General features: G+C 49.3%; 20 protein-coding genes. 10 read left to right on the forward strand and 10 right to left on the reverse strand.

Going from position 1 to position 23,519, the window contains the following annotated elements:
• Positions 1–3 precede the first annotated feature (3 nt).
• The 4 genes from PKI34_04260 to PKI34_04275 are packed head-to-tail and all read right to left on the reverse strand — an operon-like array spanning position 4 to position 6,070.
• Positions 4–2,028, reverse strand: coding sequence for a lamin tail domain-containing protein (locus PKI34_04260; protein ID HNS17020.1), 2,025 nt, complete (start codon positions 2,026–2,028; stop codon positions 4–6).
• A 29-nt stretch (positions 2,029–2,057) separates the two neighbouring features.
• Complete coding sequence (locus PKI34_04265; protein HNS17021.1) at positions 2,058–3,641, reverse strand: porin; 1,584 nt, start codon at positions 3,639–3,641, stop codon at positions 2,058–2,060.
• A gap of 36 nt (positions 3,642–3,677) precedes the next feature.
• Entirely contained in the window at positions 3,678–5,411 is a 1,734-nt protein-coding gene (locus PKI34_04270; GenBank protein ID HNS17022.1) for an inorganic phosphate transporter, read from the reverse strand.
• An 11-nt stretch (positions 5,412–5,422) separates the two neighbouring features.
• On the reverse strand, positions 5,423–6,070 hold the full coding sequence (locus PKI34_04275) for a DUF47 family protein (protein HNS17023.1): 648 nt from the start codon (positions 6,068–6,070) through the stop codon (positions 5,423–5,425).
• A 358-nt stretch (positions 6,071–6,428) separates the two neighbouring features.
• Between PKI34_04275 and PKI34_04280 the strand changes: the two genes are divergently transcribed.
• Complete coding sequence (locus PKI34_04280; GenBank protein HNS17024.1) at positions 6,429–8,066, forward strand: C69 family dipeptidase; 1,638 nt, start codon at positions 6,429–6,431, stop codon at positions 8,064–8,066.
• A 115-nt stretch (positions 8,067–8,181) separates the two neighbouring features.
• On the opposite strand, the gene PKI34_04285 is transcribed toward PKI34_04280, so the two are convergent.
• Positions 8,182–9,048, reverse strand: a complete 867-nt coding sequence (locus PKI34_04285) for an SPFH domain-containing protein (GenBank protein HNS17025.1) — start codon at positions 9,046–9,048, stop codon at positions 8,182–8,184.
• Positions 9,049–9,412: 364 nt separating this feature from the next.
• Between PKI34_04285 and PKI34_04290 the strand changes: the two genes are divergently transcribed.
• Positions 9,413–10,516, forward strand: a complete 1,104-nt coding sequence (locus tag PKI34_04290; protein HNS17026.1) for an OmpA family protein — start codon at positions 9,413–9,415, stop codon at positions 10,514–10,516.
• 82 nt (positions 10,517–10,598) lie between these two features.
• Here PKI34_04290 and PKI34_04295 read toward each other — a convergent pair whose 3' ends face one another.
• Positions 10,599–11,750, reverse strand: coding sequence for a TlpA disulfide reductase family protein (locus tag PKI34_04295; GenBank protein ID HNS17027.1), 1,152 nt, complete (start codon positions 11,748–11,750; stop codon positions 10,599–10,601).
• Positions 11,751–11,907: 157 nt separating this feature from the next.
• Between PKI34_04295 and PKI34_04300 the strand changes: the two genes are divergently transcribed.
• The 5 genes from PKI34_04300 to PKI34_04320 all read left to right on the forward strand — a co-directional run bounded on the left by PKI34_04300 (position 11,908) and on the right by PKI34_04320 (position 15,604).
• Positions 11,908–12,390: a hypothetical protein gene (locus tag PKI34_04300; GenBank protein HNS17028.1), complete on the forward strand. Its 483-nt coding sequence runs from the start codon at positions 11,908–11,910 to the stop codon at positions 12,388–12,390.
• A 140-nt stretch (positions 12,391–12,530) separates the two neighbouring features.
• On the forward strand, positions 12,531–12,905 hold the full coding sequence (locus PKI34_04305) for a hypothetical protein (GenBank protein ID HNS17029.1): 375 nt from the start codon (positions 12,531–12,533) through the stop codon (positions 12,903–12,905).
• 12 nt (positions 12,906–12,917) lie between these two features.
• On the forward strand, positions 12,918–14,075 hold the full coding sequence (locus tag PKI34_04310) for a histidine kinase (GenBank protein ID HNS17030.1): 1,158 nt from the start codon (positions 12,918–12,920) through the stop codon (positions 14,073–14,075).
• A 3-nt stretch (positions 14,076–14,078) separates the two neighbouring features.
• On the forward strand, positions 14,079–14,846 hold the full coding sequence (locus PKI34_04315; protein HNS17031.1) for a LytTR family DNA-binding domain-containing protein: 768 nt from the start codon (positions 14,079–14,081) through the stop codon (positions 14,844–14,846).
• Between the two features lie 92 nt (positions 14,847–14,938).
• Positions 14,939–15,604, forward strand: coding sequence for a hypothetical protein (locus PKI34_04320; protein HNS17032.1), 666 nt, complete (start codon positions 14,939–14,941; stop codon positions 15,602–15,604).
• A 79-nt stretch (positions 15,605–15,683) separates the two neighbouring features.
• Here PKI34_04320 and PKI34_04325 read toward each other — a convergent pair whose 3' ends face one another.
• A complete protein-coding gene (locus PKI34_04325) occupies positions 15,684–17,042 on the reverse strand; it encodes an alpha-amylase family glycosyl hydrolase (GenBank protein ID HNS17033.1) in 1,359 nt (452 codons plus the stop codon).
• A 161-nt stretch (positions 17,043–17,203) separates the two neighbouring features.
• On the opposite strand from PKI34_04325, the gene PKI34_04330 reads away from it, so the two are divergent.
• From PKI34_04330 to PKI34_04340, 3 genes are read left to right on the forward strand one after another with little or no spacing between them, the layout of a single operon-like run.
• Entirely contained in the window at positions 17,204–17,416 is a 213-nt protein-coding gene (locus PKI34_04330) for a hypothetical protein (protein ID HNS17034.1), read from the forward strand.
• Position 17,417: 1 nt separating this feature from the next.
• Positions 17,418–17,585, forward strand: coding sequence for a heavy metal-associated domain-containing protein (locus PKI34_04335; GenBank protein HNS17035.1), 168 nt, complete (start codon positions 17,418–17,420; stop codon positions 17,583–17,585).
• A 3-nt stretch (positions 17,586–17,588) separates the two neighbouring features.
• Complete coding sequence (locus PKI34_04340; protein ID HNS17036.1) at positions 17,589–19,631, forward strand: copper-translocating P-type ATPase; 2,043 nt, start codon at positions 17,589–17,591, stop codon at positions 19,629–19,631.
• 16 nt (positions 19,632–19,647) lie between these two features.
• Here PKI34_04340 and PKI34_04345 read toward each other — a convergent pair whose 3' ends face one another.
• From PKI34_04345 to PKI34_04355, 3 genes are all read right to left on the reverse strand, one after another.
• Positions 19,648–21,609 (reverse strand): hypothetical protein, encoded by a 1,962-nt coding sequence (locus PKI34_04345; GenBank protein ID HNS17037.1) that lies wholly within the window; start codon positions 21,607–21,609, stop codon positions 19,648–19,650.
• Between the two features lie 60 nt (positions 21,610–21,669).
• Positions 21,670–22,569, reverse strand: coding sequence for a VOC family protein (locus PKI34_04350; GenBank protein ID HNS17038.1), 900 nt, complete (start codon positions 22,567–22,569; stop codon positions 21,670–21,672).
• Positions 22,570–22,661: 92 nt separating this feature from the next.
• Positions 22,662–23,513, reverse strand: coding sequence for a hypothetical protein (locus PKI34_04355; GenBank protein HNS17039.1), 852 nt, complete (start codon positions 23,511–23,513; stop codon positions 22,662–22,664).
• Positions 23,514–23,519: the final 6 nt, after the last annotated feature.

A 23,519-nucleotide genomic window follows, 5' to 3' on the forward strand; every position in this document is an offset into this window, starting at 1 on the left:
CTGTTAAGGCATATTCGCTGTGCCCCGCGTGATGGTGTTCAGCAGCTGCCAGTTTTCCGTTCCGTCGGGATAACGCCCGTACGACTGGGTCGTTTCCATGGTCGGGATGGCGATGTAATCGATCACTGTGCCGCTGAGGTCTTCCAGCCACACTTCGTCGCCGCCGCTGGAGAGGCCGAATCCGCTGGGATCATCGTCGTCAACAACAATCACCAGCCAGCCCATGGCAGGTACAATGCTTCCGGCCGGGAATTCTTTCTTTGGCTTGGTGCCGGCCTGCCCGCCCGTATCGTAGATCTTGTAACCGCTTATGTCAAACTCGACGGGGGAATCGTTATAAATCTCCACCCAATCGGGATCTTCTGTCACACCGCGGGAATAAAGCTCATTCATCACGACTCCACCCGGGACGGCAGTGCTGTTTGCCGTTCCCCGCGTAATGGTGAACAGCACCTGCCAGTTTTCTGTCCCATCCGGATAACGGCCGTAGGACTGTGTTTCCTCCAGGGCAGGGAAGGCAATGCTGTCAATGACCGAGCCGTCGGTATTTTCAAGCCATACCTGTTCACCGCCGCTCGACAGCCCGAATCCGCTTTCAGCTTCGTCATCGGTAACGATCACAGCGAAGCTTTTGGAGGAAATGATCGTTCCTGCAGGAAATTCCTTCTTTGGCTTGGTGCCTGCCTGTCCGCCGCTGTCGTAGATCTTGTAACCTGACAGGTCAACGTCAATGTCCGAATCGTTGAAGACCTCTATCCAGTCAGGATCCTCAGTGGTGCCACGAGAATAGAGCTCGTTTAATACGATCCTGATCTGCGGAGGAGGTGTGTTGTCGTTGGCCGCTCCTTTGGTGATGACATAGAATGTCTGAAATGTGTCGGATCCGTCGGGATAGCGCCCGTAGGACTGAGCTGCGGTGAGGGCAGGGAATGTGCAGTGGTCGATGACATTGCCCGAAGGATTTTCCAGCCAGATCTCTTCGCCGCCGCTGGAGAGCCCGAAACCGCTCGCATCAGCATCATCGGTGACTATGACCACGAAGCCGTGGGCCGTGATGGTGGTCCCGGCAGGGAACTCTTTCTTGGGCTTGGATCCCGATTGTCCGCCGCTGTCATAGATCTTATACCCGCTGATGTCAGCATCGAAGGCGGAAGCGTTGTAGATCTCAACCCAGTCAGGATCTTCCGTGCTGCCCTGCGAAAAGACCTCATTGATAAAAAGGGTGGGTGCAGGCACTTCGCTGCTGTTCGCCGTGCCACGTGTAATGGTGTTCACGATCTGCCAGGTGGGCGATCCGTCGGGAACACGGGCCCAGGACTGGGTGGGTTCGAACCCTGGGAAGGCGATGTTGTCAATGACCGATCCGCTTGCATTTTCGAACCATACTTCATCACCGCCGCTGGAAAGTCCAAAACCCGCTTCCCCGCCCACATCGACCACGATCACGCAAAATCCTTTCGGAGCTACAATGGTTCCCGCAGGAAATTCCAGTTTCTGCTTGGTCCCGCTCTGTCCGCCCGGATCGTAGATCTTATAGCCCGAAAGATCAGCCGGACTGTCAGAGTTATTATAGATCTCGATCCAGTCGGGATCTTCCGGTACACCTCTGGAATAAATTTCATTCATCAGAATGGAAGGAGCCCCTACTGTGTAACTTGCAGCAGAAGTCGGCGCACCGGCCGGATTGGTCGATTTTTTCCCTGCATTGGATTCTGCTTCGATGTAATAAAGTACCTGAACGCCACTGGCCTGGGCGGGGATCTGCCCGGAGTAATTGCTGCCGGAGGCCGTCATGGCCACAGGAGTGAAATCCGCGGTACCTTCCTTATACCGAAGGTTGACTGCTTTTACACCATCATTGCAGGTCACTTTAGCCGTGATGGTAACCATATCGTTATCTCCAGGGGCCAGAGGACTCATGGTCATATTGGCGATCACGGGAGGCCCTTCAAAGATTTCATCTTTGACACAACCGGAAATAAAAAGCCCGGTGAAAAAGAGCATAATCCATAAATATCGTGTTTTCATCTTTATGTTGTTTTAGGATTTGGTTTCTGTTAAAAATCGATCTCGAACCTGACCGTTACCATATGGTACTCTTCCCCTGCCTTGCCTGCTTCATCGGCAACCAGTTTTGGATCACGGGTTAGGTTTCCGTCGGCATCATGACCAACATATAATTTACCCTTGCCAGACGCGTACCGGTCGTGGTTCAGGTAGGCATAGTTGAACATGATCTTGACGTTATTGGTGGCATAATAGTTCAATCCCAGGGTATAACCTTCACCGGCCCCTCCCATGAGCTTATCCATTCCGCTGTTCAGGCTCAGGTAATCGTAACGCAGGGCAAGTTCAAGATCGCCCCATTTCTTGCCTCTGCTCACCTGGGTGAATTCACCTTCAGCGGTATTGTAATTATATTTTCCGCCAAACATCAGCCAGCTGCCAAAAACATAAAATCCATCAAAGTGATGGTTTACGCCCTTGACCGTATCATCCACGCCGCTGAGCAGATACTCACCCTGAATTCTCAGGTTTTTATGATAGGCAGCCAGTTCAAGACCCCCCAGGGTTGCATGGTCGATGGGCCCCACCAGGTCGGTGTCAATGTATTTTTTCCGGTTGATGCTGGTGAGGGAGCGGGTGCTGTAGCGCAGGGTGCCCACAACCTCGGCATCGGTTTTCGGCGTCCGGTACGATCCGGAAACCCCCAGATGTAATCCCTTGTTTGGATCGTTATGGAAACCCATCAGCACTACCCGTCCGGTGAGGGAGTACCCTTCGTCCATACCGTAATCTTTGTTGTTGTCTTCCGAAAAGATCCTTTCTTCCACATCGCCTACATTCTGGAAGAAGATGCCTCCCTGGAGCAGCAACCAGTTACGGTGATAGGTTGCCCCCAGCCCGATATGCCTGGATGGGGCGAAGGCATTGACCGCCATGGGGCGCTCGATGAAGGTCAGGTAACGGGATGTGGTGGTCGATTCCATCGAATAAAATTCTTTGTAATTTCCCAATCTTAATTCTAAACCCTTGTTGAACCTGTACTCGAGATAGGCATCTTTAAGTTCCAGCTCCGAGTTGGAAAAATCCAGGTCAATTTCTCCATACCAGTGTTTTCCCACTTCAACTTTGGCTGCCAGGCGCGCCCTGCGGATGGAATAGCCGTTTCCGATCGGGTTCATCACATCACCGAAAAACCAGGCACCGTCGGCCTGAACCCGGGCATCAAACCAGAAACGGTAGTCATTCTTATGACTTTCAAACACCAGGATCCCATTCCGCTCTTCTGCAAACAACGGATTCCGGTTGACGCGCACTCCATACTGGTTGTACCGCACATTATAGATCATCATGACATCCATGATGGTTTTACCATTCAGATCAATTTCAATTTTGTCATGATCGGGATGGGTGAAAACAAGTACGTCCGATGAGGTTGCACTCACCTGGATGGAGTACATCCCATTTTCATTGGTCAGAACGGAAATGTCCGTCCCCTTAAGGGTCACTGTGGCCCCTTTCACTGCTTCCTGACCGATGTTTGAGGTAACCTTACCGGTCACCGTCCGCACCTGGGCACTCACCTGAAGACCACTGTGGAAGATCAGCAGGATTAAAATGAAATAATACTTTTTCATAATGAAATGAATTTGATTAATAATACTTAAATAAATTTATAGTTCGTTGATGAATTTTGTGAGACTGTCATCCTGTTTCAGATTCAACTTTTTTTTGAGCCGGTAGCGTGCTACTTCAACACTTTTGGGTGAAATGCTCAGCAGGGTTGCGATTTCTTTTGTGGATAAATTCAACCGGATGAGCATGGCAAGGTGTTTTTCCTGCATGGTTAACTGAGGATGACCAGTGGTTAGTTTCATCTGGAAATCTTTGTGGATCTGCTCGACCTGGCTGTAGAAGTTTTCTTTTTCCGAGCTGAAACTCATCCGCTGCCTGATTCTGGCTGAAAGCTGCCTGAATCGCCTTTCCGCTTCGTATTTATCCGTTAATTTTTGGATCTGATCAAACTCCTCCAGGATGGATTCCAGGAAGGTCCGCTGTTCGGTGAGGTTCAGTGCGATGTCGGTGAATTCCTTTCTTTTGTTTTCCAGCTTTGCATTTAATTCGTCTTTTTGCCGTTGGATTTCCTGGACCTTCATTTCATGGAGGGATTGCCTGACGGTGTAGTTCTGATTTTGCTCCACGAGCAGTTCGTTGGTTGTTTTCCACCGAAGCTTTTGCTGCCGGAAGACAGCAAAGATCAGGACAAGGATGATGGCTGCCAGCAGGATCAGTGATCCGTAAATCACCAGGTCGACCGTCTTCGGGGGTAAGGCTGTAAGCGTTTCATCACCCGGGAGCTGAACGTCTTTTGTGACCTGAAGGTCGAATACATTTTGTACGAAGAACAACAGGAAGAAAGTAAGGATCCCGGCGATGACCGGGGTGGCAATCCAGCCCACCGCAACGCCACCAAGGGTTTTCACTTTAACTTCACGGACTCCTTTGACCAGACCGATTCCCAGTACGGAACCGATGACAACGTGTGTGCTTGAAATGGGAACCAGGGGCAAGGAGGGCAGCCCTGTTTTTGCCACAAGATCTGAAAAGGCTGAGGATGAGAACAAAAACAGGACAAGGGCCTGCGAAAGCACCACGACAATGGCGGCTTCGGGATTAAGTGAGAGAATGTCATTTCCTACGGTCTGCGTGACACGTTGCCCGTAAGTGAAAATCCCGGCGGAAATAGCCACTCCACCCAGTAAAAAGAGCAGTTGGACTCCATCCAGGGTGAAGATCCCGAAATCCAGCAGGATGTTGGGTGCGCTGTTGGTAAAGACACCCACCACATTGGCTATGTTGTTGGCTCCAAGGCTGTAGGCTCCAAATGCTCCCGCCAGGATCAGCCCGGTGCGGATATAGGAGTCAAGCCGGATGATGTGTATTTTAGCCTTTCGCAAGATCCATCGCAACAGCAGGTACAGGCCTGCTGCGAAGAGCATGCCCAGAATGGGACTACTGATCCAGGTAACGACGATATTCCGGAGCACGGAAAGGTCTGTCTCATTCCCTGTGAACAGACTCCAGCCAATGATGGCGCCAACAATGGCCTGGCTTGTTGAAACGGGCAGGCTGCGCCGTGTCATGACAAAGACCGTGAATGCGGCGCATAAGGTTACGGTGAAACTCCCACCCAGGGCATCCACTTTGCCGAGCTCATTCAGGGTTTCCGCTCCTCCCTTGCCCTGAAACACGGCTCCGATGATCACAAAGACGCCGGCGATGATCGCGGCTCGCCTGAAACTGAGCATCCTGGAGCCAACAGCAGAACCGAATATATTGGCTCCGTCGTTGGCTCCAAGCGACCAGCCCAGAAAGATTCCGCTCGATAAAAAGATCAGGAGCATCATGGGTACATCGGTTATATCGATCTTTTCATAGCCATGATGTTCAGCAGGTCAGCCGCCTTTTGTGCTTCGTCGGACAGATTTTCGATGTGCAGGGTAAAATACCGGAGATGAAACTTCTCACTGAGTTTCAGTCCCGGCATTTCCTGAAAAACCTTGCGCTTGATGCTATCTGCCATTTTATCCACCTCTTTTTCAAATAAATATACCCTGTGAATGTTCTCCTTGATGGAATCCGGATCACGGAAATAGGCACGTGCAGCCGGTATGAGCGACTCCACCGCTGCAACCGACATCTCGGTGAGCTTGATCAGTTCCTGATGGAGTTCTGCCGGTATAAAGGGCACCTCCACGTCAAACTGGAACAGGTTGTGCTTGGCCAGGTCAAGGATATTGTCCAGTGCTTCGAGCAACCGCATGATATCGCCCCTGAGCTGAGGCATCAGGGATTGGGTGTAGAGCGTATTTTCGATTTTTTTCCGGATGATGTCCGCTTCATTCTCCAGCGACGAAAGCGTTTTAAGATTATCCTCAAAACTATCCCCGTTGCCGGTCAGGTAATTTTTCACACCTTCCTTGAAGATCAGGTTGCCTTCATCCACCTTATCCAAAAATTCATCGATCTGCCGGATCGATTTGTTGGCATGTTTAAATGATAACATTGCAGCTGGATTTTTTTGATTTTCAAAGATAAAATAATATTTTTCATACTGTTATGTTTTCATTTTTATCAGTATGCATTTGTTAGTTTATCGTAGGGGTTAGGTAACTAATAAATAAATGTAAATCAATTAATTAGAAATAGATTGTTATATAATTATACAACAATAGAGGTCCGACTCCGGGTATTGTAGTGGTATTGTTTGGCGTGGATGAGAGTGGACGAGGACATTTGTCCGTTCCCTGGTGCATCTTTCTTTCATTTTTGCGTGTCAATCATTCCCAACCCGGTGAAGGATCTGCCGGAATGGACCACGGCAGATAAAAGAAAATAGTACTTTTACCTGCAAAATTAAACATATGAGAATTACACTATTTTTGCTTGCCGGACTGTGTATTGCCCTTGGTATCAGCCGTTCCAAAGCCTGCACCGTCATCGCTGCCGGTAAGAAAGCTACGGCCGACGGGTCGGTCCTCATTTCCCATACCGACGCAGGGCCCGACTCACGGATCTTTGTGGTTCCCGGACGCACCTTTGACGCCGGTGCTCTGGCACCCGTTTACCTTGACATTCAGGATCCGAACAGGCCCCTGGACGACGATGGCAGGATCCTGGGATACATTCCGCAGGTAAGGCAGACCTATACCTATTTTCATTCGGCCTATTCGCATATCAACGAGTTCCAGCTGGGCATTGCCGAAAGCACCACCGACCAGCGGCCGGAACTGGTTGTCAGCACGGAAACCGGCAAACAGATCATGACCATCGAACAGGCGATGATCTTTGCATTGCAACGCCATAAAAACGCCCGGGAGGCAGTCTTGTTCATAGGGGATTTGATGACGCAATACGGATTCCTGCCCACCAGCGGCACCGGATCCGAAACACTGGTGGTGGCCGATACGGATGAGATCTGGATCCTGGAGGTGTTCGGTGTGGGACCTGGATGGACACCGGAAAGCGGCCGGCCGGGCGCCATCTGGGCGGCACAGCGCCTGCCCGACGACCAGGCAACCATGATCCCGAATTTTAGCATCATCAAGGAGATAAACGTAAAAGACAAAGAGAATTTTTTGGTTTCGGGCAACTATATGCAGGAAGCCATCGACCGCGGCTGGTACGATCCTTCCTCCGGTGAGCCCTTTATCTGGCAGGAGATCTACGCACCGCTGCCCGCTGAGTATGCCACCAGCCGCTTCTGGCTGTTCTTCCAGACCTTCGCTCCGAATTATAAGCAATGGCCCGACCGTTTCCTGCACGATAATCCCTACAAGGGAATCAATCAATATTTCCAGATTGTTGAACCGCTTTCTCTCTATCCTTTCTCCGTCGTGCCGGAGAAAAAGATCTCTGTGCAGGATGTCATCGCTTTTCAACGTTCGACGTTTGAAGGTACCATTTACGATATGACCTCCGGCCCGCAATGGCTTGTTACGGACGGCAAAGACGGATATGTCAGGAGCCCCCTGGCCACGCCATTTCCTGGAAGTGAACTCCGGAAATTGCTTGAGATAACCTATCGCAGGCCGGTGGCCCGCCACAGGGGCCATTACGGAATGGTGATGCAGCTGCGCGGATGGCTGCCCAACGAGATCGGCGGTGTCTACTGGGTCTACCTCGATAATCCCTACTTCAGCCCCTACGTCCCGATCTATGCAGGAAACCTGTCCATTGATGAAACTTATAACATATACGATCCTGAAAAATATGACGAGCGATCGGCGCGCTGGGCCATCGATTTTGTTGACAACCTGGCCACCCTGAAGTTCCAGGAAGTGATCCTGGATGTGCGCAGGGTCAGGGATCCTTTTGAAAATCAAATATTTGAGAAACAAGATCAGATAGAAGCAGAGGCACTCCGGCTTTATGGATCCGATCCTGCTGAAGCACGGAAATATCTGACGGATTATTCGAACGGGCTGATGGATGAGGTGACAGCGATGTTCCTGAGGCTCCGTGATGATATCATTGTGAAGTATACAAATAACAGGGAGTGATCAGTTGGCAGTAGCCAGTCAGCAGCCAGCAGCGGAGCGAAGCGACCTCCCGACGAAAGTCGCGATCAGCAGTCAGGAATTAGCAGGCAGGGATTGTATGGATTGATTTGATAGCTTATTCCTTGCCTTTTCTGGGCAGGGGAACGATGCCGGCCATATCCCCGATGATGTTGACCAGTTCGGATCCGGCAGGGACGACAATTTTCGCATTGTTCTCCAGGGAGACCTCCAGGGTTTGCAGTTTCCTGAGCAACTGTGCATTGCCCACGAAGTATTTATCCGCAGCCTCATTCACCAGGCGGATGGCTTCAGCTTCCCCTTCCGCCTGTAGGATCCTGGACTGCTTGATCCCTTCCGCCTCTTTGATCTTGGCACGTTTTTCTCCATCAGCGACCGTTTCCCTGGCCGTGGCAAAATCTATCGCTGCAATTTTTTCATTCTCCGCCTTCACCACTTTATTCATCGTATCCTGAACATCTTTCGGCGGATCGATCTCTTTCAGTTCCGTACGCACGATCTCAATTCCCCAGCTCTGGGTCTCATCCCGGAGTGTCCGGTGCAATTCGGAATTTATTTTTCCCCGCTCACTGTTGGCCGACTTCAGCGTCAGCGTACCAATGATGTTCCTCAGAGTGGTCCTGGCCAGGTTGACGATCTGGATCTTGTAGTTATTGACGTGGTACTGTGAATTCTTAACGCTTTCTTCGTCCTCTTTCACCTTAAAGTACACCTGGGCATCCACCCGGGCATTCAGGTTATCATTGGTGATGATCTCCTGAGGCTCCGCATCCACCATTTGCTCCGTGATGTTGACCCTGTACATTTTCTCGATCAGGGGTATGATCCAGTGAAAACCTGCATTGGCAAACCGGTTGTATTTTCCGAAACGCTCGATCAGTCCTTTGTGGGTTGGCCTGACGATCCGCATTCCCCAAAAAAATAACAGGACGATTACGATTCCGATAATGATGTAAAGATTCATGGTGACCTCCGGATTTTGATGATTTTTAGATCAGGAAATGATTTGTAAGAATGAAATTGAACAAATATAGGAATTATCAGGAAAAGTTTAAACCGGTATGGTAATTTATTGCCCGGACGGCACCAGGAAGGTACACCTCCTTTGGAGAATTATGCTGAAGCTGAATGCATCCATTCGACGGTAAACGGTTGAAAACCAGCCGAAATGAATCATCGCTGAAATCCTGTTGATAAGTTTATGCGAAAGTGTGAAAAGTCTAAACAGAATAAAGGTCACTGATATAATGAGTTTATGTACTTTTGTACTTAGCAGGAAGAATTTACCCAATCTATGTTACACTTTTCATAACTTAAAACTAAAACGCATGAAAAAACTTTTTACCCTGATTGTCGCCCTGGTAGCGCTATGCGCATATAATGCCATCAGTCAGGAATTACCGGAAAATCCGACTCCCGGCAAATGCTACATCAAGTGCATTACCGCTGATGAGTTTGGAGAAGTTACCGAAACGATTGAAGTTTCTCCGGCCTATAAAAAACTCCGGGTGATCCCGGCAACGTACAGAACCGTTGAAGAAAAGGTGCTGATCAAAGAAGCAACGAGGAGACTTACTTACGTTCCGGCAGTATTTGAAACCGTTGAGGTTCCTTATGTTTCCAAGGAGGCCAGCAGAACACTTGAAGTGGTTCCTGCCACCTTTGGCAGCGCTTCAAAAACTTTTGAGATCTTCCCCAAAACCGCCAAGTGGGAATATACTACATTGGAAAATTGTCCCTCTGCCAACAAGGAAGATTGCGTTGTTGCCTGTTTTGTTGAATATCCTGAGAAAACCCAGACCGTTAACATCACCACCCTGGCCCAAGATGCCTCCACCAGGGAAAATCCGATTAGTGAAGTGAGAGCGACCTACAAAAAACAGGTCGTCAAAACTCCTGCCCGGATGGAGGAAGTTGAAATCCCTGCTGAATATGCAACAATCAAGCGGCAGGTCATCGACAAACCTGCCCAGGTGATCGAAGAGGTGGTTCCAGCTGTCACCAAGACCGTCACAAAAACCATTCTGACCAAAAAGGGCGGAATGGCTGTCTGGGAAGAGGTGGATTGCTCCATTACGGGTGTGAACATATTACCCATTCTTTATGAATACAACAGCGCACGGCTGACACCTGAATCCACCAGGATCCTGGATGAAACACTCGTGAAATTGATGAAAGAAAAGCCGGGCCTGAGGATTGAGATCATGTCACATACCGACTCCAGGGGCAACGATGAATATAACACGTCCCTCTCACAGCAAAGGGCACAATCAGTAGTTAACTATCTGGTTTCCAATGGTATTTCGAGAAACAGGCTGGTGGCCAGGGGATATGGCGAAACCAGGCTGAAGAACAGATGCTCCAATGGAGTGGATTGTTCAGAAGCTGAACATCAGGAAAACAGAAGGACCGAATTCAGGATCCTTCAGTAAATAATATCCGGATAACGTTTGGTGTCAAGGCAGGATTTGTTTAGATCCTGCCTTTTTTTAACCATATAATGGTGATCTTCCATCACCTTATTTTATAGTGGGTCCGTTCAATCCATTTTTTCTCCAGTTCGATGCCGAACGAATCCTCTAACTCTTCCTGCATCAGATTCTCGTAACGGAAGTGAAAGTCCCAGTCGTGGGCTTCCCGGTCATTCCCCAGATAAAAAACCGGATAGTCAAGGATTTCACTCAATGCCAGGCACATTTCGCCAATCGTTGCATTATCTGCCTGCAGCCTGTCATTGCCGATGACAAATCCAGGCGTACCGGCTTTCAGATCCAACTGATTCCTGTCCCAGAGGAGTTTTGGTCTTCTGACAACCATCAGATACCCCTCCATTTTCTCGGGTTTGGCCTTGATGTCAAGGGCAAACAGGTCTTTAATCCTTTGCACGATCATTTCGGGCTGGTCATTCCATAGATCCTCACTTATCAGCAACCTGACCGGCCTGTCTTTGCCTGACGGGATATCCATCTCCCATTTTGTTAGCAAAAGGATCTGTTGCAAAGCTTCACTGAGGTTTCCCTGGAAGAGGACCGCCGAGTCGGTCCGGTAGTAGTCGTACGCGTTGGTTTCGGCCATTTGTATGAGCATTCCATCGGCAACACTGTCCAGTTCAGGAAACCCGGCAACGTATTCCTTTTTTGGCGGAACCTCAGCTTTACCCAGGATGCTCACGATGCTTTCCAGGCCGGTTGCACCCAGGCCGGCATTTTCCTGATAAAGTTTTTCGATGGTCGCTGCTTGCAGTTCTGCCGGGTGCCCCTTCCATACCACTTTTCCTGCAAGGTTGAGTACGATCGCAAACGGCCTTGTTTTTACTTCATATTTATCCGTGGTATAATGCTCATCATCAATGGCAACCATCAGGTTCATCGTTTTAAGAAGGATATGGTTCCTGACCCGCTCAGACGGTTCGTCAGACAATGAAATCATGAAAATCTGACCGCTGCATTTCTCCTGCAGTACTTCAAGCTGTTCGTTGGCTGGCACACAGGGTACACACCAGGTGGCCCAGAAATCAACCAGGATAAGTTTCTGGTCCGTAAAAAGTGTGATCTTATTCTCCGAAATGATTTCGGACACTGCAACGGGCTGCGCGTGAAGAAAAGTACCGGAAAAATTGCATGAAAACAAGACAAATAATACGATATCTCTGGTATTAATGGACATTCGCTTTGACCGATAAAGGATGATTTAATGTACCCCTCCCGGGGGTGGGGATGAATGGCGACAAATTTAGTTTTTTTCCGGATGCCTGCATTTATCCTGCCATTTTTGCGTATATTTATACCGAATCTACAATCCGTAATCCATTAATTTCAAAATCATGGCTTTGTACGATAAAAAGGGAATGCTTTTCATCCCGACTCCTGAGCGGACAAAGGCTTTTAGCAAGGTATCCTCCCTGTTGGTCATCAGTCAGTGTTTCTGTCCGGAAGGACATGACCTGGTCAGCAGCAGGGCTATTTTCGACGGTTATGAAGGTATTCTTATGAAAGTGAAAAAGGGGGATTCAACGGGATTAGTGGCGCTGAGTCCGGTTTACGGAATGAAATCCAGGATATCGTTGGATATTCAGTTAAATAAGGGCGATCTTCTTGAGCTGATGTGTCCGGTTTGCGGAAAGCCCTTCCCGGTATATCATCCCTGCTCCTGCGGCGGAAACCTGGTCACGATCTATATGGATGAAAGGATCAACTGGTCGAATTGTATCCTGATCTGCAACCGTGTTGACTGCTATAATGCCGAACTTCGTTTTCACGATGAACTGGTCCATTACGACAGCATGGAACAGATCATGTTCGGATAGCCATCCGTTCACTTCCGGCATCCTTCACTTCACCATCCCGATCTGACACTTCACAGCTTTTCTGTTTTACCGGCCTGCGGATGAACCTAATTTTGGTTCATGATTCATTCACGCATTATTAACCATCAAATCAAAACGTCATGAAAGCACTGGTTTTAACCGTTCTGGGTGTCCTCTTCCTGGGAATGACATCAGGTTTCAGTAGCGTAATTGCTTCCGGAGATACCACAAATAAAGCAGCCAGGTCCGTAGATTGCGCTGTCTACATCAGCAAGGATGGATTGGTCACATTCCGGATGGTCAAGTCGCCCGGAGATGCTGTCAGGGTAGGTTTCTATGATGCAGAGGGTACGCTTCTTGCCGACAGGAAGTTTAAAAAGATCAATAGCGTAAAGCTGAGCTACGATCTGAACGATTGCCCCGGCGGACTTTACGAGATCCGTGTGCGGTCGGGCAGTGAGGTTGTTTTCTCCGAATCAGTGGTCAATCCGCAGGCAGGTCTTGTCAGTCAGTAAAGCGGAGCTCTTGTGCATCCTGCAGGGCATCCCCGGTTCTTTGAAATACTTGCTCAGGTACCCATCACCGGATTTAAATTTCGTACATTTGAAAACCGTAACTTTAAAATCCGGATAAAAACCGTGGATCCGATGAGCAAACCCGTTTTCCACAACAGCCTGGTTCGCTGGTTAGCCCTCCTGGCAACGGGTTTTATCTGCGGTTTCCTGATCGATGCCTGCTTTGCACTGATCTATCCGTGGCACAGGGTTTTCAGCTCCTGGTCCTTCTACCTGTATCCGGTGGCGGGAGTCCTGCTTGGCGGAGAGATTTTCAGGCTTGTGATCCTCCGGCTGAACGAAGCACACCCCTGGGATAAGAATCTGCTGAAAAGGTTTTTGATCGAGTTTTTTTTGGGTGCCGCCCTGTCACTCTTTCTGACGATCGGAGTTCGCTGGTTATGGATACTGGCCTTTTCAGGTGATATCTTCGTTCGTTTTTTTAATGAACTGATCATTGCTTTTTTCGGCATCCTGATCATAACGGGAATCGTCCTGACAGACCTTGGGATATTTCTCTCGCGGAGGTGGCGTGATTCCCTGTTGCTGGTGGAAAGGTTCAAAAAGGAAAGTGCCGAATCCCGTTTTGAAACGCTTCGGGCACAGGTGAATCCCCACTTCCTGTTTAATAACCTGAACACGCTTTCGTCACTCATTCATGAAGACCCCCAAAAAGCCGGGCAATTCATCAGGGAGATGTCGGATGTGTACCGCTACATCCTGGATACACGGGATCAGGAAACGGTTCGCCTCAGGGATGAATTGGTGTTTTTGCGTTCCTACCTGTATCTTCTCCAGCTGCGGTATGAGAACCGGCTCTTCCTGAACGACGCCATTCCGGACAGCATCAAAGAGCGTCACATCATCCCTGCTGTTTTGCAATTGCTGATCGAAAATGCCATCAAACACAACATCATTTCCGGAAATAAACCGTTGACCATAGCACTTTCCGTTGACGAGGGTGATTACCTGGTTGTGACCAACAACCTGCAAAAGAAGGAAGAAAATGCACCATCCTCCGGATTTGGACTTCGCAGCATCACCATCCGCTATGCTTATCTGACCGACAAACCGGTCAGGGTGGAAGAAGATGGAACATCCTTTATCGTTAAGATCCCTTTAATCCACTGACCCATGCGCACCCTGATCGTTGAAGACGAACCCTATGCCCGGAAGGAATTAATCAGGCTTCTTGAAGAAACCGGACGTTCGATGGACATCGTTGCCAGTCTGGACTCTGTGGAAGATTCGGTCGAATGGCTTCAGATGAATCCTATGCCGGATCTGATCTTTATGGATATTCAACTGGCAGATGGCCTCAGCTTTGAGATCTTCAGGAAAGTCGACATCACGGTTCCCGTTATCTTCACAACAGCCTTTGATCAATATGCCATCCAGGCCTTTAAGGTGAACAGTGTGGATTATCTCCTGAAACCCATCAAACCTGATGAGCTGGAACGTGCCTTGCTGAAACTGGAACAGGTCAGTAAGCAATATTCAACCAGCGTCAAAAGTATGGTGAGTATTGACATCGAAAAGCTGCTGAAGAATTTTCGTCCGGATTACAAGTCCCGGTTCATGATCAGGCTGGGTGACCAGTATAAACACGTGGACGCAACCAACATTGGCTATTTTAAGGCAGAAGATAATGAAGTGATGCTGGTCACACGTGAAAACAGGACCTATATCATTGATCATAGCCTGGATGAGCTTTCGCAGGTTCTGGATCCCCTGGAATTTTTCAGGGTATCGCGCCGTTACATCGTGAACATCCACGCAGTGGTCAAAGTGAGCAAGTATTTCAACAGCCGGCTGGTGATTGATCTTGTACCCGAAGCCGGCGAAAAGGTGCTGGTCAGCCGCGTGAAGGTGCAGGAATTTCTGAAGTGGATGGACAAATGATATCTGATTAACGATTAACGATATTCGATTTATGATTTTGAATGATTTATGATTTTGAATGATTTATGATTGGGATATTTTTGAAATACAGTATGGGATTTTTAATCGTGGTGGTGATGGCATCGTGCCACCAGGTGGTGGTTGTGGTGGATGAGGTACCGCAGAATACACCGCCGGGTGAGGCCATCTACTTTGCTGGTAACCTCAACAGGTGGGACCCCGGAGATGAGCGGTACCAGCTGGAACTCAAAGCCGACAGTACCTATCAAATCGTATTGCCTTCCGGCTTTGGGAAAATTGAGTACAAGTTCACCCGGGGGGATTGGCGTTCGGTGGAGACCGACAGGTGCGGTGTTGATATTACGAATCGTTTTTATATGATCAAACAGGATGATACGCTCCACCATACCGTTGAGAGCTGGCATGATCAGTTCCCGCTGAATTGCGAGGGCCTGATCCTGATCCTTGACCGGATACCTGAAAATACTCCCCCCGACGCTGACATTTATTTCGTGAGCAGCCTGCGTGACTGGTGGTTATATGATAAGAACTACCTGATGAGGCGAAATGCTGAAGGATTATATGAGCTTAAAATACCTAAAAGAGTGGGGGAATATATCGAGTTCAAGTTCAACCGCGGTCCCTGGTCAACGGTTGAAGTGGATTCACAGGGGAATGACATCAAAAACCGCCAGATGGTTGTCGGAGAGGCCGATACGCTTTACTTCCAGGTCGAAGGGTGGAAGGATAGGCCGTAGATGGTCAGCAGTCAGCAGCGGAGCGAAGCGACGTCCCGACGAAAGTCGGGATCGACAATCGGCAATCGGCAATCGGCATTCAAAAGTTCTTCAGCACCCTGTACTGGTAAGGTTGAAATTCAAAGCTGGCAGGGAGAATTACCTGTACATCGTCAAAAGCATTCTTCCACGATGTGTTTGCCAGCTCAGGAGGAACGGTGAAGGTAACTACCCTGTTTCGTGCATTGACCAGTACGATCACCTTCTCCTGCTGGTTGATCCGTTGAAAGGCCAGAATGTCTTTATGGATATAGGTCTTCAGTTCGATCGCTGAATCGTATCGTACCGTTTCGGATGAATTGTACAGCGAAAGGATTTTTTTGTATTCCGCCAGCATATCCGGATTTTGTGACCAGTCGATCGTTGTGTGTTCGAAAAAGGGAACCGTTTGGCTTACACCCACTTCCTGGGAGCCATAGATCAGGGGAATGCCTTTGAGGCAGATGGCCATCACCGAAGCGGCCATTGCGCCCTGTTTGCCGTTAAAGAGCACTACGGGTGTGGCATCCCAGGCTGATTCGTCGTGGTTGGTGGTAAAGCGCAGTTTATGCTTGCCCGGTGGAATGTTCTTGTACTCATTTACATTGACCGTAAACAGATCGGCTGCCGACTGGTTCTGAGTGAACACGCCCTTGAGCTTATTGTAGAAATCCCAGGCATAATTCATCTGAAAACCGGCCGTGAAGTGATCGTTCCTTGCACCTTCTGCCAGCAAGATGAGTTGCTTATCCAGGTCATTGGTCAGGGCAGTGATGGCCTGCTGCCAGAAATCAAAGGGTACAAAGTCAGCCGCATCGCACCTGAATCCATCGATATCGGCCACATTCACCCAGTATTCCATGGCTTCGATCATCGAAAGCCGCATCGGTGCATTGCCGAAATTCAGGTCAGCAACGTCCTGCCAGTTCGTGCCCGACGGGTGTATGATGTTTCCCAACCCATCCTGGGTGTACCAGTCCTTGTTGGTTATCCAGGGATTGTCCCAGGAAGTGTGGTTGGCAACCCAGTCGATGATCACGGCGATGTCCAGGTTGTGAGCCTGCCTGACCAGCTCCTGAAAATGCTGAAGCGTGCCGAACTCTGGATTGACTTCCTTGTAATTCTGTACGCAGTAGGGTGAGTTGACAGAATTGATCTGCCCTACAGGATGGATGGGCATCAGCCAGATCACGTTGGCTCCCAGGGCACGGATCTCGTCCAGACGATCAATGACTCCCTGAAAATCTCCGGTTGCACTCAGCGCACGGATATTCACCTCGTACAATACGATATCTTCGGTTTTTGGCACAGCAAACGAGCTGCTATCCACCGGATCCGGGGGATTTACTGTCCCTTCCGGGTCTTTCTTGCAGGCTGTGATGAAAAGTGCAGTGAACAAGAGGAATGTCAGTATTCTCATGGGAAGTCGGTTTTAGCAAAAATACAGATATTAACGATACATTTTTGTTTTAACCACAGAGGCACTCAAAGGATTCACAGAGGGGCACAGAGAGTTTAACGATGAACATTCCATCAGGAAATTCGTTATATTGTAAAATATGCTACGAAAAATTACATCCTATGTCAGTTTTGAAATTCCGGACCAATATCAACTGCAAAAACTGCCTGCGTGCGGTAACTCCTTTTCTTGATGATGATTCCAGGATCAAACGGTGGGAAGTGAATCTCGATGATCCCCAAAAGATCCTTACCCTTGAAGGAGAGGAGATCACCGGTAATGAAGTGATCAACATTCTTTCAAAAGCAGGCTATAAAGCGCAATTCCTTGGCTGAAATGGCAATTGTCAGACAGACATATCCTGTTACCGGCATGACCTGCGCTTCGTGCGCAGGGAGTGTGGAGAGCCTGCTGTCATCCATCGCGGGAGTCCACAGGGTCAGCGTAAACCTGGCTTCCAACACGGTTATGATCGAGTTTGACGTGACAATGACCAATCCTTAACGAATGAGATCTGCCCTGGATGCGTTGGGATATGGACTGGTGGTGGATTCATCCGGTGATAACGGGATGGCCGGGGAGATGGAAGCTGAAAGTCTGCGCCAGGCAAGGTTAAATACGCTGTGGGCCATTGGCCTGAGCATTCCGGTCTTTGTCATTGCCATGTTTCTTCCTTCCTTCCCTTATGATGACCATATCATGATGATCCTGACGCTGGCTGTCATTGGCTGGTTCGGGAGGGAATTTTTTATCAATGGATGGAAGCGGCTCAGGCATGGTTCGTCAAGCATGGATTCCCTTGTTGCCCTGGGAACAGGATCGGCATTTCTGTTCAGCATTTTCAATACAGTTTTCCCGAATTTTTTGAAACAACACGGCATTGAGCCGCATGTATATTATGAAAGTGCAGTGGTGATCATTTCGCTGGTTCTGCTGGGCAGGTACCTGGAACAGAAAGCCCGCAGGCGCACCTCTCTTTCGATCCGCAAACTGATGGGACTAAGGGTAAAGAAGGCCAGGGTGATCCGGAACGGAGCCGAAGAAGAGATTCCTGTCGAAGATGTCAGGCTGGGTGAGGTAATTGTGATTCGCCCCGGTGAAAAGATCCCGGCAGACGGAAGGGTGACGGAGGGTGCTTCTTTCGTTGATGAGAGCATGATCACCGGGGAGCCGGTACCTGTCGGGAAAAAGGAGGGGGATGAAGTGATTGGAGCTACGCTGAACACGACCGGAAGTTTCCGAATGATCGCCGAGAAGGTGGGTGCGGAGACCGTGTTGTCCAGGATCATCCGGCTCATTCTGGAAGCGCAGGGCAGCAAAGCACCGATCCAGCGTCTGGCCGACAGGATAGCCTCGGTTTTTGTTCCTGTGGTGCTGGCCATTGCCCTGCTCAGTTTTGCATTATGGTACGTGTTCGGTCCTCCTCCTCAGCTGACGTTTGCTTTTGTCATCCTGGTCACCGTATTGATCATTGCCTGCCCCTGCGCCATGGGACTGGCTACGCCCACGGCCGTGATGGCGGGTGTCGGACGGGCCGCGGAGATGGGGATACTGGTCCGCGATGCAGCCAGCATCGAGACATTGAATAAAACAGATGTCATCGTACTGGATAAGACAGGTACGATCACCGAGGGAAAACCATCCGTCACAGAGGTTTTTTGGAGCCAAGGGGAAAGAGATCATGCAGAACTGGAACAGGTCCTTTCTTCAGCCGAATCGAGGTCGGAACACCCGTTTGCACTTGCGGTCTGTGGCTATTATAAAGAAAAAGGGATTCAACCCGATGATCCGGAGGCGTTTAGTGCGGTTCCGGGTATGGGAATCAGAGCCATTATCCATGGTGAATCTTATCTCATTGGAAACATGGCTTTTATGAATGATTCACATCGTGCGGTTACACCTGAAATTGCCGGTAAATACCTCGAATGGACAAGTAAGACCTGGACGGTTCTTTTGCTTGCTGACAAAAAGAAGGTCCTTGGCATGGTCGCCCTGTCGGACCACATCAGAGATAATGCCGCGGATGCTGTCCGCCAGTTCAGGCAGATGGGTTTACAGGTCGTCATGCTTACCGGCGATCATGAGTCGGGCGCTGCATCTATAGCCGGCCAGGCCGGGATCAGTTCCTACAGGTCGGGCCTGATGCCCGGTGATAAGCTGCACTACATCAGGGAGCTTCAGCAGCAGGGTCATACAGTCGCCATGGTGGGCGATGGAATCAATGACGCTCCTGCACTGGCGCAGGCGGATGTGGGGATCGCCATCGGAACAGGGACCGACATTGCCATGGAAAGTGCCCAGATCACGCTGATCCATGGAGATCTCGGAAAATTGGTCCAGGCAGTGAGGTTTTCCGGTAAAATTGTCCGCATTATTCGTCAGAACCTTTTCTGGGCATTCTTCTATAATTCTGTCAGCATCCCCCTTGCTGCAGGTGTACTTTATCCTTTCACGGGCTTTCTGCTGAATCCCATGATTGCCGGTGCTGCCATGGCGTTCAGTTCGGTCTCCGTCGTAGGGAACAGTTTGAGGCTGCGAAGGATGAAGTGATTAAATTACAAACGATTCAATTCTTATCGGTTGTTTGAAGATCGTACAGTTCGAATTGTCCTCCTGTGATTTCCACAGGTACTTTTTTGATATTCCACAAATAAGTGACATAGGTTTGTGCACTGTCAGGTAATTCGGACAAATAGAGGCCGTTGATCAGCGGATGTTCCTCTCCGGGCCATTCCGTCCGTAACCAATTCAGGGGAATATGTTCATAACGCAACACCTTTCTGTCTTTAGCCAGTACCGTGAAGACCACCCACACCTGGAGGGGCTTGACGGGTGATGAAACGGATAATTTGTATCCGGCATAAAGTGATTTCCCAATCAGCGTATCAAGATCACCATGCCCCAGGTCCATAAATTCCTCATAGGATGCCTGGGCCGTTGCACGTACCGGGACATCCGCGATTAGGTTACGATGGAGTACGGACTTCCTTTTGAGTAGATAAAAACCAGTTTGAGGATCAAAATCAAGTGAGTCATAGTTCGTTTTCCATTCCGAATTTACCCGAATATCCACAATCTGATAATCAGCAATCTGTCCAGGATAATCTGAGCTCTGGACCACACCTGCATTTCCACCGTTTCTGAAGTTGAGGTAAGCCCATTGCATTGCCCGGCCACGGTATCCTCCGATTGTAGCCGGGTATCCCATCGCCTGTGGATCGGATCGGATGGTTTTGTAAAAGCGTTCAGGTATCCGTTCATTCTCAAAAGAAACGTGGGAAAGATTGACATTCACAGCGAAGCTCACAGGGATCAGTAGCAGCGGAATCGAAAGGAGGACACTCCATCGCTTATTGGTCTGGTAAATGAAGGTATCGAGTGCAAAGATCCCTGTTCCGACGAACAGGGGATAGAGGTACAGTGCGGTTCGGGTTTCGTGATAATTCATCTTGAAGATCAGGTGGACAAGCCAGGCAGCAATCATATTCCCGGTCAGAAGAAAGAGAAAGAGGGACCGTGGATTCAGCCAGTCAGGGTTATGTTTGCGGGCGAGGTTAAGGTACAGATAAATGCCTGCGGATGCAAAAAACAATAAGGCGGCATAATACAGGAAAACGATGTGTCCGTTTTCAAAAAGCAATCCGTAAAGCGAAAGAAATGTTGTGCGGGCCAGTCCTTCAGAAGAACCGAAGTAAAGGGCCCCTGCGCTCTTGAGCCGGAGCAGGTAAAGAATGAAGAATGCGGTGGGCAGGAGGCTGAGGAGGAGAAATGAGAGAGGAGAGAGGAGAGAGGAGAGAGGAGAAATGGGTGTGGGTGTGGGTGTGGGTGTGGGTGTGGGTGCGGGGGGAGGGGTGTGAGTGGGGGTGGGAGTCGGAGCTGGAGTGGGAGTGGGGGGAGGAGATTTGGGCACTGGAAGTTGGAATTTTATAAGCCCCTTGTCCGGCCTGAGTAACCGGATCCCCAGCAGTATCTGCAGGAGAATGAAGGTGTACACGAGATTAAGGTTGGCTGAAGTCGCCAGGATTCCCAGGATCAGCGTCAGGATGGCGTTCCTCATGGAATATCCGAATCGGAGCGCATACAGGTACCAGCACGCTCCCAGCATCAGGGCCATCGACAAGCCATAACCCCTTGTCAACTCAAAGAATTCCAGAAAATTATGGGCAAAGAGCAGTGCCAGGATAAAGATCCAGCGAAGCAGGGGCAACTGTATCTGCCGGGCGAATTTCCAGACAAAAAAGACGAACAGGGGAAACGACAGAACGTTTGGCAGCCGAAGGGCCAGGGGAGAAGACCCGAGGATTTCATACGAAATCCACGTAAGTGCCGAATTCAGGAGGTGATTGTTCGCATCCAGGTGCGACCGGAAGGGCAGGAAGGAACTCGAATGGATATAGTGAAAAAAAGTGGCAATCTCATCGTAGATCAAAGGAACCTGGATTGCCCGAAGCCAGACATAGATCCAGAGCAGAAGCCCGAAGGCCACAAAAAGGATCTTTTCCCATTTTGCATGCCTGGGTAGCAACATCCCTTGAAATTTTTATCAGATAGGACTGCAAGTTATGAAAATCAGGGATTGGAATGGCAGTTACTGGATGATCCGGATGGGATTTTTTTCAGCGTCCTCGATCTCCAGGAATGCCGTGTACCTTCCGGCCGGTATTCTGGTGATCTCCCTCAGAAGGGGAGTCTTGTTTTCTTTCAATGTCTCGGAATAGGTCTGAATATTATCCACCCTGAACGCCATTGCCTGAATGCCAAGCAGGGTGGTCTTACCTTCGGGAAGCTGAAGTCCTGCAGTGTGCACCTGGTTGATCTTTTCTTTCCGAAGTTCAACGACGAAAGAACCGGAAACCAGAAGCCTTACGTACTGATTTTCGGCGGTCACATCCCATTTCTGCGTAAACGCATAGCCCAGGTTTTGTTCATACCAGTTGATTTCGGATTCCATGTTGTCGACGATGATGCCGACCAGATAAGGTTTGATTGGATTGGGATCTTTTGCATTGGGGGAAGGGAAGATCTGTATCATCGTTTGATCCGGATCAACCATATAGAAATAGACCGAACCGCTGATCTGACTGGTTATGATGTCTGTAACCTGTTCAGGATGAAGTTGTTTTATCTGCCGATGAAAATTTTCAAAATCGTTTACCCGAAAACCGGCCTTGAAAAATCCGCAGATCTCAGCATCAGGGGGCAGGTTGACAAGATCACGGGAACAGGTATTTTCTTTTTGCACTAATTCAATGAAGAAGCCATCCAGTTGAAGGATGGCGTTTTTTGATTTTTGCTGTGCGACGTTGTATTTTTCGGATAATCCAAATCCGAGCATTTCCTTGTACCAGGCGATTGATCTTCCAAGGTCACTGACCATGATGGTCATCTGGAAAGGCCTTACAGGGGATGCAGGCTGGGCAAAAGATGCTTGATTGAGCAGGGAAAATGCACCGAACAAAACGAGGAGGTGGAAGAATCCGGGCTTCATAAGCAGGTGAAATTTTTTTAAAAACGCAAACATATAAAGATTTCGTATATTATTGAAGAAATTATTATTGGTGGAAGGATAAAAGAACAACACTATCTTTCCCTGTAATAGAACACATCGTTGAACCAGTATTCGTTCCAGTAGGTCTGTCCTTTTTCCATATGGACGCGGTATTCAACATTCCTTTGCTGGCCATTATTATAAATAACCGTGATGATGCCCTGCTCCCTGGTCCCGTTGACCGTCCATGTTCCGGAGGCGTTTTGCTGGTTGTATGCTCCCCAGTTGCCCTCATTGCCGCCGTACTGATTATCAAAGTTTCCGGAGTAGGAGGATTCATACTGATCAGAGAAGGTTCCATCCGGCCGGAACGTGATCCATGTTTGCGTATTGGTGGTCGTGGTGGTCCAGCTGCCGGCTAACTGATTCATAATGTCCGAAGCAGGGGCGGGAGCATTTCCCGAGGGCTGTTTCTGTTCGGCCGTCCGGGGAGCTCCCATTCCCGGAATCTGCGTACCCGTCCCTGACCGGTTAAAAGTCAGGGTCTGTGCCGTGTTGTAATTGGGCATGTTATATTCATCCGGTTCGATCATGGTGAAGACCAGTTGCTGATCGGCGAAATAGGCCTCGAAATAGACGCCCCCCTGTTGATCATAACAAGCTCCCACTGCAACGCCTTCGGTCACCTGTCCCTCAAGCTGGTAATGGACTCCAGTAGTGCTTGTCAGTGTCCCCTTAATCGAACCAGTGGGATCCTGCTGGATGGCAAGGGTCAGGGTGGTTCCTTCATAGCTCAGGGTATACGTTCCGGTAAAGTCTCCCTGGAGGATGTCACGGGAAACTGGTTTAAGAAAGGAGGTTGTGATTAAATTGCCTGAGAAGCCTGTCAGCAATAACGGCAGGAGTGCCACAGTGGTCAGGATAAAATGGGATTTGATATTCATGGCAGG

This window comes from Bacteroidales bacterium (assembly GCA_035342335.1).
GTDB lineage: Bacteria > Bacteroidota > Bacteroidia > Bacteroidales > JAGONC01 > JAGONC01.